Annotated in this window: 16 protein-coding genes; 13 read left to right on the top strand and 3 right to left on the bottom strand. The window is 62.1% G+C overall.

The window, feature by feature from the left end:
- Positions 1–100 precede the first annotated feature (100 nt).
- The 5 genes from AC1L34_RS11410 (at position 101) to AC1L34_RS11390 (ending at position 2,984) form a co-directional block, all read left to right on the top strand.
- Complete coding sequence (locus tag AC1L34_RS11410) at positions 101–655, top strand: CD225/dispanin family protein (RefSeq protein ID WP_424322253.1); 555 nt, start codon at positions 101–103, stop codon at positions 653–655.
- Positions 656–669: 14 nt separating this feature from the next.
- Complete coding sequence (locus AC1L34_RS11405; protein ID WP_424322252.1) at positions 670–1,128, top strand: DUF2752 domain-containing protein; 459 nt, start codon at positions 670–672, stop codon at positions 1,126–1,128.
- A 153-nt stretch (positions 1,129–1,281) separates the two neighbouring features.
- Positions 1,282–1,767, top strand: coding sequence for a CD225/dispanin family protein (locus AC1L34_RS11400; RefSeq protein WP_424322251.1), 486 nt, complete (start codon positions 1,282–1,284; stop codon positions 1,765–1,767).
- Between the two features lie 5 nt (positions 1,768–1,772).
- Complete coding sequence (locus tag AC1L34_RS11395; protein ID WP_424322250.1) at positions 1,773–2,255, top strand: DUF2752 domain-containing protein; 483 nt, start codon at positions 1,773–1,775, stop codon at positions 2,253–2,255.
- Between the two features lie 12 nt (positions 2,256–2,267).
- Positions 2,268–2,984 (top strand): hypothetical protein, encoded by a 717-nt coding sequence (locus AC1L34_RS11390; RefSeq protein WP_424322249.1) that lies wholly within the window; start codon positions 2,268–2,270, stop codon positions 2,982–2,984.
- Between the two features lie 24 nt (positions 2,985–3,008).
- Here the strand turns inward: AC1L34_RS11390 and AC1L34_RS11385 are convergent, their stop codons facing one another.
- On the bottom strand, positions 3,009–3,371 hold the full coding sequence (locus tag AC1L34_RS11385) for a hypothetical protein (RefSeq protein WP_424295864.1): 363 nt from the start codon (positions 3,369–3,371) through the stop codon (positions 3,009–3,011).
- Between the two features lie 105 nt (positions 3,372–3,476).
- On the bottom strand, positions 3,477–4,142 hold the full coding sequence (locus tag AC1L34_RS11380; protein ID WP_424295862.1) for a TetR/AcrR family transcriptional regulator: 666 nt from the start codon (positions 4,140–4,142) through the stop codon (positions 3,477–3,479).
- 51 nt (positions 4,143–4,193) lie between these two features.
- Between AC1L34_RS11380 and AC1L34_RS11375 the strand changes: the two genes are divergently transcribed.
- From AC1L34_RS11375 to AC1L34_RS11340, 8 genes are all read left to right on the top strand, one after another.
- Positions 4,194–5,636, top strand: coding sequence for a carotenoid oxygenase family protein (locus AC1L34_RS11375; protein WP_424322247.1), 1,443 nt, complete (start codon positions 4,194–4,196; stop codon positions 5,634–5,636).
- Positions 5,637–5,723: 87 nt separating this feature from the next.
- The gene (locus AC1L34_RS11370; protein WP_424322246.1) at positions 5,724–6,809 is read left to right on the top strand and encodes an NAD(P)H-dependent amine dehydrogenase family protein; all 1,086 of its coding nucleotides are present in this window, start codon (positions 5,724–5,726) and stop codon (positions 6,807–6,809) included.
- Positions 6,810–6,850: 41 nt separating this feature from the next.
- Positions 6,851–7,360, top strand: coding sequence for a TM2 domain-containing protein (locus AC1L34_RS11365; RefSeq protein WP_424295856.1), 510 nt, complete (start codon positions 6,851–6,853; stop codon positions 7,358–7,360).
- 42 nt (positions 7,361–7,402) lie between these two features.
- The gene (locus AC1L34_RS11360; RefSeq protein WP_424295854.1) at positions 7,403–8,278 is read left to right on the top strand and encodes a PHP domain-containing protein; all 876 of its coding nucleotides are present in this window, start codon (positions 7,403–7,405) and stop codon (positions 8,276–8,278) included.
- A gap of 2 nt (positions 8,279–8,280) precedes the next feature.
- The gene (locus AC1L34_RS11355; RefSeq protein ID WP_424322245.1) at positions 8,281–8,670 is read left to right on the top strand and encodes a sterol carrier family protein; all 390 of its coding nucleotides are present in this window, start codon (positions 8,281–8,283) and stop codon (positions 8,668–8,670) included.
- Positions 8,671–8,762: 92 nt separating this feature from the next.
- Positions 8,763–10,364 carry an amidophosphoribosyltransferase gene (purF, locus tag AC1L34_RS11350; protein ID WP_424295850.1) on the top strand — a complete coding sequence of 534 codons (1,602 nt, stop codon included), beginning with the start codon at positions 8,763–8,765 and terminating at the stop codon, positions 10,362–10,364.
- Between the two features lie 112 nt (positions 10,365–10,476).
- On the top strand, positions 10,477–11,562 hold the full coding sequence (purM, locus tag AC1L34_RS11345) for a phosphoribosylformylglycinamidine cyclo-ligase (protein WP_424322244.1): 1,086 nt from the start codon (positions 10,477–10,479) through the stop codon (positions 11,560–11,562).
- A gap of 244 nt (positions 11,563–11,806) precedes the next feature.
- Entirely contained in the window at positions 11,807–12,808 is a 1,002-nt protein-coding gene (locus tag AC1L34_RS11340; protein ID WP_480034790.1) for an IS481 family transposase, read from the top strand.
- Positions 12,809–12,993: 185 nt separating this feature from the next.
- Here the strand turns inward: AC1L34_RS11340 and AC1L34_RS11335 are convergent, their stop codons facing one another.
- Complete coding sequence (locus tag AC1L34_RS11335; protein ID WP_424322225.1) at positions 12,994–13,173, bottom strand: DUF3073 domain-containing protein; 180 nt, start codon at positions 13,171–13,173, stop codon at positions 12,994–12,996.
- Between the last annotated feature and the right edge of the window lie 167 nt (positions 13,174–13,340).

The following is a 13,340-nucleotide window of genomic DNA, read 5'->3' as shown; positions in this document are numbered from 1 at the left end:
CAAACAGAGCGACCTCAGCGGTCTCGCGTTCCGCACATTGTCGTGTTTCCTACGTTAGGGTTCGATGACTGAAGTACATCGAGAGGAACTGGATAAGCTAATGACGAACCCGAATGACTACCCCGGGCAGAACCCGGACGAGCAGCCAATCGGCGGCCAGAACAATCCCGATCCTCAGTTCGGCGGCTACGGAAGTACGCCGAATCCAGGCGGCGACCCGAATCTCGGAGGTAATCCGAATCTTGGTGGAGATCCCAACTATGGCGGCGTCCCCAATTACGGAGCCCCACAGTATGGGCAGCCGCAGTATGGGCAGCCGCAGGTGGGGATGCCGGCTGGGCCCCCGCCGCCCAACAGTATGGCATCGTCGATCGTGGTTACCGTTTTGAGCTTCCTGTTCATGTGTGCGAGCTGCATTAGCCTAGTTGGCGGTGTTTTCGGCATCATGGCGATTGTGAAGGCCAACTCGGTCAACAGTCTGTGGTCAATGGGTGATGCTGCCGGTTCGCATGCGGCAGCAGCCGAGGCTAAGAAGTGGTCGAACATCGCTTGGATCATCTTTGGCGTGTCGATTGTGTTGTGGATCGTCTTGCTCATCGTGCTGGCTGTCACCGGTTCGGGTGTTGGGTACTACGACTTCAGCACCACGAACTAACAAATTCGTAGTAGTTGACTGACCACACGCTGACCAGTGACCGGGGCGTCGCCGCCGCAAAGAAGGTGGCGACGCATCCGGTCATTGGTCCGGCGTTGGTCCTGGCTGGAGCGATAGCGGTCGGTGTTGGCGTGTGGATTGCTGACCCGACGACGCCGGGCGGGGTGATACCGCCCTGCCCGACCAACGCCTTACTGCACATCAACTGCCCGGGATGCGGGTTGTCTCGGGCCATCTACAGCTTGATCCATGGCGACATCGGCGCGGCATTGCACTTCAACGCGCTCGCCATCGCGGGACTGTTTCTGATTGCCGCGGTCTACATCCGCTACGTGGTCCGGACATGGCTGGGCAGGCCGCCGCGTAGTTTGTTTACCCACCGTCTTGTTCCCACGGGAATCGTGACAGTTCTCGTGGTGTGGTTTATCGTCCGCAATCTTCCGTTCGCGCCATTCGCTGCACTCAAAGTTTGAACCTCCATTTGGATGCGGCGGCGAGCCAATTAGCGCCGCCGGGTGGGGACTCGTCCACTGGCTGATTGACGCGCAACCATCCAATGATGCAGGTGATGCGGACTTCCGGTTAGAGTTTCGAGGACTCGTTCTTTGAAAGGAACCCGCCCAGCCATGACGAATCCGAATGATCCCAACTTCAATCCCGGTGATCCGCAGTTCGGTGGAACTCCCAGCGATCCGCAGGGAGGCTCTCCTTACGATCGGACTCAATTCGGCGTTCCGCAGCCACAGTACGGTGCCCCACAATCTTCGTATGGCGCTCCGCAGTACGGCGGCGCTCCGCAGTACGGCTACCAGGGAGCAGCGCCGGGAATGGAACCCGACAACAACCTGGTTTGGGCCATCCTGTGCACCGTCCTGTGCTGCCTCCCCCTGGGTATCGTCTCGATCGTGAAGTCAACGTCGGTCAGCAAACTGTGGGCTATGGGCGATTTTGCTGGTGCGCAGCAGGCCGCTGACGACGCGAAGAAGTGGGCAATGTGGGGTGCCATAATCGGGTTTACCGTGACCGTTCTCTCGGTGATCGCGTACGTTATTTTCATTGCGGTCCTCGTCAACAATGTTGATACAACGACGACTTACACAACCCCGTACTAATCGACATGAGTGGACCTAAGGTGGATCGGCCCTTGGCTGGCGCTGCTTCCCGGGGCAGTGTTCTTGCCGCAGCGGAGGCTGTGGCGAAGCACAAGGTTGCCGGTCCAACTCTCGTGGTCATCGGCGCGATCATGGCGGGAACCTTCATTTGGTTCGCTGATCCGACAACACCTGGCGGCATCATCCCGCCTTGCCCAACGAACGCGTTTCTGCACATCAACTGTCCGGGATGCGGTTCGACGCGCGCCATCTATTCGCTGTTGCATGGCGATATCGGGGCGGCACTGCATTTCAACGCTTTCGGCGTAGTCGCACTGGCATTGCTGGCATTCGCGTTCGTGGCGTGGGTTCGCGGCTTGTGGACCGGAGTTAGGGTCCGAAGTTGGCAGCATCTGCGTTGGGCGCCAATGGTGGTTCTCGTGGTCACCGTAGGGTGGTTTGTGATCCGCAATATCCCGATCGAGCCGTTTTCTAGTTTGAAAGTGTGAGAAAGCCGGAGCATGGTTGATTCAGATAAGCCCGACGAATTTCGCGACCCGAAAACGGTGAACTTGGAGAAGTCCAGCACCGGCGACGCCGCACCAGTTTCGTCGCCAGATGAGGTGAGCGCCGCGCCGACTGAAGCTGTCGGAACGCCCTACTTCGAGACCGAATGGACGCCCGCGTACGCGGAAACTGAAATTCGGGGGATTGGCGACCAGCCACCTTTCGGTACACCTGCGCCGCCGGTGCCTCCACCGTCGACGCCGCAGTCCGATCCGGCCGCCTTCCCGCCCAACCCGGCATACCAGGGCTTTACTGCGGACCCATACGGCCAGCAGCAGGGAGGCTATGCGCCCCAGCAGCCGATGCCGTACTACCCAGCTCCGGTTCCGGCATATCCGGGTCTCGGCTATGGCGGTGTGAACCGCGGGCCAGCACCGGCGACCAGTCAGGTTTCATCGATTTTGGCGATCGTGATCGGCGGATTGTTGACGTTCAGCTGCTATGGCTTCCTTTTGGGAATCGCGCCGCTGATCCTTGGCATTGTGGGGGTTGTGAAGGCAAATTCCGTTTCGAGGCTGTGGTTCATGGGCCAGGAACAGGAAGCCTATGCCGCTGCAGAATCGTCAAAGAAGATGGCGATGTGGGCATGGATAGGGATGGCCATTGGCTTGGTCGTCACGATCATCATCGTCATTGTCTTCGTCGTGCTCTACAACAACTCGCTCAACTGAGCCCGATGCCCGACTCTCGGGTGACTATGCGAACGTCGAGCCCAAAGAACGCGCATAGTTCACTCGGTTGTGAACATCGGCCACCATCATGTCCGACTGCACGGGCACCGATGTCACGTGGACAAAGTTCCCGTTCTGAACCATAACCTGCACCACGCCCGTGGTGCGACGTTCCTTTACCAGCAGGAAAAACAGGCTAAACAGGCAGATCAAGAAGGCTCCGACAATCGCGCAGATAATGGCCCACTGCGGGATCTCTTCGCGGGTCTGCGTCATGTTGGTAACGGTCCAGTGGGCGCCGGCAGTAGGGCACGACCCGGACGGCGTAATTACCTGGGTTTGCGTGCACTGAATGTCGCCGATCATGACGAGCGGGCCGCTCGGCATGGAGAAATTAGGCCCGGAGGCACCTAGGTTTGGGGGCAGAGGACCTGACATGCATGGAATCGTACGGGGAGTATTGCGCGCAGGCGGTGATTGGGAGACCGCGAGTCACTCCATGCGCTTTTCGGCGCGGGCGAAAGCCGCTTCCGCCTCTGCCCGTGCCACGCCGTAGCCAGCAGCGAGGGTAACGAGACCGCTGCGCGCAACGAGATCGTGTGCGCCGCCGAGATGGCCAGCGATCGAGAGCATCGCCAATCCGTGGACCGTGCTCCACACCACGCCAGCGTGAATGAGGAGGGCCGTTTCGTCGGTATCGGCAGGCGAGGCCCGTCGCACGGTTTCGGCCATTGCCGTGAAAGCGGCACGCCCCGACACCGAGTCGGTGGGACTGCCCTCTTGCAGCAACGACTTTCGGTGTGAGGTCGCCCATTCCTTGGACGTGTATTGGAACATCAGCGTGTAGAGCAGAGGGTTGGCCGTCGCGAAGCGCAGGTACGCCAGGCCCTGGCACATGAGGTCGGCTAATGGGTCGTCAGTTGTGCCCGCGACCGTGAGGGCGGCTCCGAAGTCGACGAAGGCGCGTTCAGATACTTCGCTCGCGACCGCGCTGATGCTTCCAAACCGGGAGTAGACGGCCATCGTCGACGTCCCGGCTTCTTGCGCGAGGCGTCGGACGGTGAGCGCCTCGATTCCCTCCTCGGTGATCAGGCGGTACGCCGCGTCAGTCAACGTCGCACGCACTGGATCTGACTTTGCCTCTTTACCTTCGCTCATAACAGCGTTATCGTCTCCCTATAACAGTGTTATAAGCAACTGGAGGCGAGCATGAGTACCAACCGATTTCTCGCCGGCGAATACGCGCCGGTGCGCACCGAACTCACCGAACGCGACCTTGCGGTCACCGGGACCCTGCCTGACTGGCTCGATGGCCGCTACCTCCGCAACGGGCCCAACCCCATCGCAGACGTGGACCCTGACACCTACAACTGGTTCACCGGCGACGGGATGGTCCACGGCATCGCCCTCGGCGACGGTCGTGCACGCTGGTACCGCAACCGCTGGGTCGACTCCACCCGCACAGAGCGACGACTCGGTCGGCCAGCGCCCGACGAGGCCGGACGGTCGTTCCTGCACGGGGCCGGCGCCAACACCAACGTCATCGAATTTGGCGGTCGTACCTTAGCCCTTGTCGAAGCCGGTCTCGCGTGTGCGGAACTGTCCGACGATCTCGATACCCTCGGCATCTGCGATTTCGACGGAACCGTGACCGGCGGCTTCACCGCCCACCCCCTAGAAGACCCCATCACCGGCGAACTGCACGCCGTCAGCTATCACTTCGGTCGCGGAAACAAGGTGCGGTACTCGGTGATTGGGACCGATGGGCGCGAACGCCGCCACGTCGACATCACCGTCGGCGGCAGCCCGATGATGCATGCGTTCTCGCTAACCGAGTCGACTGTCGTCGTGTACGACCTTCCCGTCACCTTCGACGTGCGAGATGCCGTCGGCGGGTCGGTGCCTGCCGCCGTTCAACCCCTGGCCAGGCTGGCCTTGGGGGCGATGGTCGGGCGAGTCCCGATGCCGCACGCGCTGTCCGATCGACTGCCCTCGAGCGGCGCCGGGTCGCTGCCGTACCGGTGGAACCGGAAGTACCCGGCGCGCGTCGGCCTCATGCCGCGCGAAGGAGGGGACGCCGACGTGGTGTGGATCGACGTCGACCCATGCTTCGTCTATCACCCGATGAATGCATGGGACGTTGACGGCGCGGTGGTCGTGGATCTGGTGGTGCACGAGAAGAGCTTCGACCGTGACCATCAGGGCCCGACCGAAGGGGCGCCGCGACTGGAACGCTGGATTCTCGATCCCGCGCGCCGGACGTGCAAGCGTGAACCGCTGTTGGACCAAGCTGTGGAGTTTCCGCGGATCGACGACCGGTACATCGGCCGCGAGCATGCGTCCGGTTGGGTGGTTGGTGGCGAAGGTTCCGACCTGTTTGGTGGGCTGCTCGCCCGCACGAAGGCCAATGGCAGCGAGCCGGTGACCCGCCGATTCGGTAGGGGAATCCGGTTGGGGGAGTTCACCTTTGTGCCTCGATCGGCGGAAGCCGACCTCGACGACGGCGCGGTCCTCGGGTTCGTCACCGACCTGGCCGCCGATTCCACGCGGCTCGCCATCCTCGATGCCCGCACCCTCGAAGACATCACCTCCGTCGCGTTGCCACAGCGAGTCCCGGCGGGATTCCACGGCAACTGGCTGCCGTCGAAGTAGTCCGCGAACATGCTCCGCCGCACAACTCGTGCGACGCATTAGCCGAACGACTCACCTGGAACCGGGGTGCTCGCTAGCGTGACGCGCATGACACTTTCAGTTGTGGAATGGTCCACCGGAACCGTCGGCAGGCACGCGATCGCGGGCATCGATGCGCACCCGGAACTTGAGTTGGTCGGCGTTTGGGTGTCGGACCCCGCAAAGGTCGGCAAGGACGCGGGACAACTCGCCGGGCTCAACCGCGACCTCGGCATCCTCGCCACCAATGACCGTGACGCCCTAATCGCCCTGAAACCCGACGCCATCGTCCACACCGCCATGACCGACGATCGCGTCGCCGAATCCATCGCCGACCTGACCGCCTTCGTCGCCGCCGGGATCAACGTCGTCTCGTCAGGCCCGGTAATCCTGCAGTACCCGTACGGCGTGTTGCCCGACGCCATGATTGGGCCCATCCAGGACGCAGCCATTGCGGGCGGGGCGAGCCTGCACGTCAACGGTATCGACCCCGGCTTCGCCAACGATGTCCTGCCCCTCGCGATGACCAGCCTGTCGCAGGAAATCGACGAGATTCGCTGCCTGGAAATCGCCGACTACTCCACCTACTACCAGCCGGTCGTCATGGGGGAACTCTTCGGCTTTGGCAAGCCGATGGACTTCTCGCCGATGATCTTCGCTCCCGGTGTGCTGTCGTTGGCGTGGGGGAGTGTGGTCCGGCAGATTGCGGCCGGGCTGGGCGTTACCCTCGACGAACCGCTCGTCGAACGGCACCAGCGGGTAGCGGCCGACCGCGACTACGAAACCGTGTCCGTGCCCATCCCGGAAGGCACGATGGCCGCCGTCCACTTCGAGATCGCCGGGCAGGTAGACGGCGTGGACCGCGTCGTGTTGGAGCACTACACCCGCACCCACCCCGATCAGTGCCCCGAGTGGCCGCGACCCAACGAGGGCGACGGCTGCTACCGGATTATCGTCACCGGTGAACCCGCGATGACCGTCGAAATGAGTCATCACGGTCGCGACGGCGACCACAACGTGTCGGGCATGATCGTCACCGCGATGAGGCTCGTGAACTCCGTACCCGCGGTGGTCGCAGCCGATCCGGGGATCGTGACGGCCCTCGACATGCCGCTGGTGACCGGGCGCGGGCTAGTTACCGGGTCCGCGCGGTAGCTGCGATCGAGGATGTCGGAGGTCCGTGCCATCATGCAGCTATGAATTACGACGGCCATCCGACACCACCCGCGCAGAACGCTAGCGCGGGCGGTCCCGACTTCTATCCGTCGCCGCCACAGTTCGGTGGACCGTCGCCAACCAACTACCAGGCGCCGCCCTCGTACCCCGTCGTGCCTACTTATCCCGCGCAGGCGAGTTACCCGGTGCCCACGCCGTACGTGCCGATGGTCGTCCCGTACGGAGTCATGGGTCAACTGCCCGCGCCCTACGGTCAAGATCCGGCGACGGGACTGCCGTATTCATCCCGAACGAAGGCTGTCGCCGGGCTTCTGCAGTTCTTCCTGGGGTCCTTCGGCGCGGGCCGCTGGTACATCGGAAGCTACGGCGTCGCGACCGCGCAGCTGCTGCTCTTCTTCTTCGGTCTAGTTACCAGCGTGGTTCTCATCGGTATCTTCGTTTTAATGGGCCTCGGAATCTGGGCTTTCATCGACGCCATCATGATGTTCACCGGCGCAGTCCGCGACGGTGACGGGCGCGTGCTGCGCTAATCTGCGATCAGGACTGTCGTACCCGCGGCTTACAGTGAGGTCATGGCGAACACGATGACTGCGGACCTCCACACGCACAGCAACTTCTCGGACGGGACCGATACGCCCGAAAAGCTGATTGACGCTGCGGTGGCCGCAGGTTTGACCACAATCGCCCTCACCGACCACGACACCGCAAACGGGTGGGACGAGATCGCCAAACACATCCCCGCCGGGATGCGTGTGCTGCCAGGTGCTGAGTTCTCGACCAAACATCCCGACGAGAATGGCGAGCTCGTCAGCGTGCATCTGCTCGGCTACCTGTTCGACCGCGACAATCCAGCCATCGTCGCCGAGTGGAAAAGGATGCACGATGAGCGCGCCCAGCGTGGCGCGCGGATCGTCGGGAAGCTGATCGACGGGGGCTTCCCCATCACGCTTGAGCGAGTCGAGGAGATTGCCGGTTCGGCCAACATTGGCCGCCCGCATATCGGTAAGGCACTCGTCGAGGTCAAAGCTGTGAAAGACGTCGGGGAAGCGTTTGTCGATCTACTCCACGACGGCAGTCCCTACTACGTGCCGCTGCAGTCAACCAGCCTTGCCGGAGGCATCAAGTTGATCAACGACGCCGGCGGCGTGGCCGTCATCGCGCACCCGCGCGCCCGTGAAGCTGCCGCCGTGCTGACCGAGGATGTCCTTGCGTCGCTGGTTCCGCTCGGCCTCGCCGGTCTCGAAGTGAACCACTACGGCCACGACGCAGACGCGCGCGCCGAACTCTCCGACATCGCCACCCGCCTCGGACTTCTGCAGACCGGCTCCAGCGATTACCACGGCACTAACAAGAAGGACGTGCACATCGGGATGAACTGCACCCCCGACGACGTCGTCGAAGAGATCATCGCGCGGGGCGCTATCGCACCGTTCGGTCCCGCGCAGTAGCAGTGGGACCTCGTGACGCGGCAGATCCCGCGCAGACCCGGGCTGCAGTCCTCGCCGTTGCCGACTGGCTGCGCGACGAAAACCTGCCCAAACCCAGCCGGCCAGCACTCGCTGCTGCAGTCCGCCTCACCGCCCGGACCGTCGGGCAACTCGCGCCCGGCAACGCTGTCGAACTCCGCGTGCCGCCGTTTGTCGCCGTCCAATGCATCGAAGGTGTTCGTCACACCCGCGGGACCCCGCCCAACGTTCTCGAGATGCCGCCGCGCGAATGGCTCCTCCTCGCGACCGGACTCCTTGCCTTCGACGATGCCGTGGCCTCCCATCGCGTTAGCGTGTCCGGGCATCGTGCGGGCGACGTCGCGAACATGCTCCCGGTGGTTCCGCTCGCGTAGACTCGTCCTGCAATTTCGAGTTGTCCGCGTCCACGCCGTAGACTGTGGTAACGGTAACGCCCGCCGAACCCCTGAATACGGAGCGTCTTTACGTGACCGAGAAGTCGATTCACTCTCCGAACCTGCTCGATCAGACTGGATGTGGCACGCCGTCACATCCTCTTGATGCCATGGAGCCCGAGAACGAACCCCGTGAAGAATGCGGTGTTTTCGGTGTCTGGGCACCGGGGGAAGCAGTCGCGAAGCTGACCTATTACGGCCTGTACGCACTTCAGCACCGCGGTCAGGAAGCGGCGGGAATCGCGGTCGGCGACGGCTCACAGGTCCTCGTTTTCAAGGATCTCGGACTCGTGAGCCAGGTCTTTGACGAGCAGACTCTGGCCTCCATGGTTGGGCATGTCGCCGTCGGCCACTGCCGTTATTCGACCACCGGATCGACGACGTGGGAGAACTCACAGCCCATCTTCCGGAACACTCCGGCGGGCAACGGCGTGGCACTCGGGCACAACGGCAATCTCGTCAATACGTCCGAGCTTGCCGATCGCGCTCGCGCCCTCGGCATCTACGGGACCGCGGCCAACAGTGCTGCGACGTCTGACTCCGACATCCTGGGTGCCCTCCTGGCCCACGGTGCCGCAGATAAGACTCTTGAACAGTCAGCGATGGAACTGCTGCCGACGGTCAAGGGCGCATTCTGCCTCACCTTCCAAGACGAAAACACGCTTTATGCGGCCCGCGATCCGTACGGTATTCGCCCGCTCTGCCTCGGCCGGCTCGATCGGGGCTGGGTTGTGGCCTCCGAGACGGCCGCGCTCGACATTGTTGGTGCTTCTTTTGTGCGCGACATTGAGCCGGGCGAACTCTTGGCCATCGACGCCGACGGCGTCCGTAGCCAACGGTTTGCCGATGCCACCCCGAAGGGTTGTGTCTTCGAGTACGTCTACCTGGCTCGCCCAGACAGTGTCATCAACGGGCGTTCGGTCCATTCGACGCGCGTTGAGATCGGTCGTCGGCTGGCCCGAGAACAGCCCGCTGACGGCGATCTGGTGATTCCTGTCCCCGAATCCGGCACGCCCGCCGCCGTCGGGTACGCGCAGGAATCGGGAATTCCCTACGGACAGGGCCTGATGAAGAACGCCTACGTGGGCCGTACTTTCATTCAGCCGTCGCAGACGATTCGCCAGCTCGGCATCCGATTGAAGCTCAACCCGCTGCGCGAAGTGATTCGCGGTAAGCGTCTGGTTGTGGTCGACGACTCGATCGTCCGCGGCAACACCCAACGCGCCCTGATTCGCATGCTCCGTGAAGCCGGTGCCGCCGAAGTTCATGTGCGCATCGCGTCGTCGCCGGTTCGGTGGCCTTGTTTTTATGGCATCGATTTCGCGTCGCCAGCGGAGCTCATCGCCAATGGATCCGATGGTTCTGACTCGTACGGGGCCATGGTCGAAAGTGTTCGCCAGGCGATCGACGCTGACTCCCTCGGGTACATCACGATCGACGAGATGATCAACGCGACCGAGCAGCCACGTGAAAACCTTTGCGCCGCTTGCTTTGACGGTAGTTACCCGATTGAGCTCCCCAGGGAGACAACCATGGGTAAGGCTGTCCTCGAAGGGATGCGTACCGCGAGTTCTGAGGCGGCCGACCCGCTCACTGCCGATAATGACAACGTCAGTGCCCTGATGCGTCCATAACGAGGATTGGCCCTCACCGGGACCATCCACGCAGCGCACTCAGGTACCGTAAGTGCGTCCAACCACCGAATAGCCGAACTTTTAGCTGTCAAATTTCAGGAGAATCACCACTATGACCGACGGGTCTGCCGACAATTCGATCGCCGGAGCTTCCTACGCGGCAGCGGGTGTTGATATTGACGCCGGTGAACGCGCCGTCGAACTCTTCGCACCGCATGCGAAGCGTGCGACTCGCCCCGAGGTGCTCGGTGGTCTCGGCGGTTTCGCCGGACTGTTCTCCCTGAAGGGCGACTACAAGGAGCCCGTCCTCGCGGCCTCGAGTGATGGTGTCGGCACCAAGCTCGTTATCGCGCAGGCGATGGGCAAGCACGACACCGTTGGCCGCGACCTCGTCGCCATGGTGGTCGACGACCTCGTGGTCTGTGGTGCCGAGCCGTTGTTCCTGCAGGATTACATTGCCGTCGGCAAGGTGATTCCCGAGATGGTGGCCGACATTGTCAAGGGCATCGCTGACGGCTGCGTTGAGGCGGGTTGCGCTCTCCTCGGTGGCGAGACCGCCGAGCACCCCGGTGTTATGGAAGACGGGCACTACGACATCTCCGCCACCGGCGTCGGTGTTGTGGAGGCTGATTCGATTCTCGGACCCGACCGTGTCCGTGCGGGCGATGTTGTTATCGCGATGGGTTCGTCGGGCTTGCACTCGAACGGCTACTCGCTGGCCCGCAAGGTCCTCTTGGACTGGGGTCACATGGACTTGAACGGGCACGTTGAGGAGTTCGGTCGCACGCTGGGCGAGGAGCTTCTTGAGCCGACTCGGATCTACGCTAAGGATTGCCTGGCGTTGGCCGCAGAGAGTGATGTTCGCACGTTTGCGCATGTGACCGGTGGTGGCCTGGCTGACAATCTTGGTCGCGTGCTGCCTGCTGGTTTGACGGCTGAGTTGGAGCGCAATACGTGGACGCCAGCCCCGATTTTCTCGTTGATCGCCCAGCGCGGTCGTGTGGAGCGCTCGGAGATGGAGCGCACGTTCAACATGGGTGTCGGCATGGTTGCGATTGTGGCTCCGGAAGACACGGATCGCGCGCAGGCCATCTTGACTGCCCGCCACGTCGACAACTGGGTTTTGGGCACGGTGAAGCGTGGCGAGGCCGGCGCTGCCGGTTCCGCTGTGCTGGTCGGAGACCACCCGCGCTTCTAGCTTTCTAGACTTAAGGCCCGGGTCGCAGGCAGCGACCTGGGCCTTCGCATTCCCGAACCGACCCCTGTAGGACAATCGTTCAACAATCGAGAACAGGCTTGGGTGGGGCGACTTCTGAAGAGCCCTCCGCAGTGACGGAGCGCTAGCTGTAATTCCTCGGGACGTTGTGAACACCTGATGTAGGCGAAGACCTCCGGGCAGGATGTTGGGTTACCACACTCACCATCAACACCCGGAGGTCTTCGTGACACACGCTAACGCATTTCTCACCGCTGAGGGCCGCCGCCGGCTTGCTTCCCTGATCGTCGATCAAGGATGGTCACTTCGACGTGCCGCAGAACGTTTTCAATGCTCCCCAACAACAGCCAAAACATGGGCCGACCGTTACTGGGCTGGCGAAGAAATCACTGACCGAAGCTCACGGCCGCATTCCTCACCGAGACAAACAGACAAGCGAACCGAACGGCGAATTATCGCCCTGCGGTTCTCCCGTCAATGGGGTCCGCACCGCATCGGCTACCACCTAGGCATAGCCCGATCGACGGTCGAACACATCCTCAAGCGCTACCGCATGCCGCTGCTATCGGCGCTCGACCAAGCCACCGGACTGCCAGTGCGCCGGCCAAAGACAGTCCGTTACCAGATGAAGGCCCCCGGCGACCTCGTACACATCGACATCAAAAAGCAGGGCAAGATCCCTGATGGAGGCGGGTGGCGTACCCACGGGCGAGGCTCGCCAGAAGATCGTCGATCTGCTGTCGCCCGAGAAAAAGCCGGACGCAAAGGAGCATCATCGGCTCGCGGCTACCGCTACCTTCACCACGCCGTCGACGACTTCTCTCGTGTGGCGTACTCAGAGATCCTCGACGACGAACGTAAAGAGACCGCGGCCGCCTTCTGGAAACGTGTCAACGCCTACTTTGCCTCACTAGGCATCACCGTTCGGGCCGTCATGACCGATAACGGCGCTTGCTACCGATCAAAGTCCTTCGCTGAGGCACTCGGACCGAAGGTGAAACACCGACGTACCAGGCCCTACCGACCCCAAACCAACGGCAAAGTAGAACGGTTCAACCGGACTCTTGCTACCGAATGGGCCTACGCCGCCCGCTATCAAAACGAACACGAACGCGAGCTCGCGTACACAGCATGGCTACATCACTACAATCATCACCGACCCCACACCGGCATCGGTGGCCTCACACCGGCACAACGCTTTCACAACGTCACGAAGAAGTACAGCTAGCGTAGGAGCGAGGACTGCCGAAGCAGAAGTCGCCCACCCAAGTCGGCAACGGCTTCTAAGGCGACCAGCTTCAGCGGCGAACAAAAAGAATAAAAACCCCGCGTCTAACCGACGCGGGGTCTTTTATTTGCTGTGTACGGCAATCGATGAGATTGCCGGTATGAGCGGGTTGGTGAGGTACGACGCTAGGCGCGTCGCCACTCGTCCTCTGTGTTCCAGCTCTGCTCGTCCGTCCACGCATCGTGGGACTTGTCGCTGCCGCCAGAGAGTTCTCGCTGGAGACTATCGAAGTCAGTATTCGGAGCGGAGTACTTCAGCTGACGAGCAACCTTCGTCTGCTTTGCCTTAGCCCGGCCGCGGCCCATATGGGACCCCCTCGCACAGTGACGGGGCGGCCATCGGTGTGGCGGCCCCGTTCTATTCGTTAATAGTTTTCGTACTGACAGTCTAGCGCGCCCTCGCAATTAAGTCTCATCGCTGGACGTGTTAATAAAAAAATGGCTGTGAGCAGGGGTTTTTGGTGTGGCGTGGG

Source organism: Gordonia sp. 34D (assembly GCF_056682775.1).
Note: the sequence above shows the minus strand (reverse complement) of the source record. Positions and strands in the feature narration are given on the sequence as shown.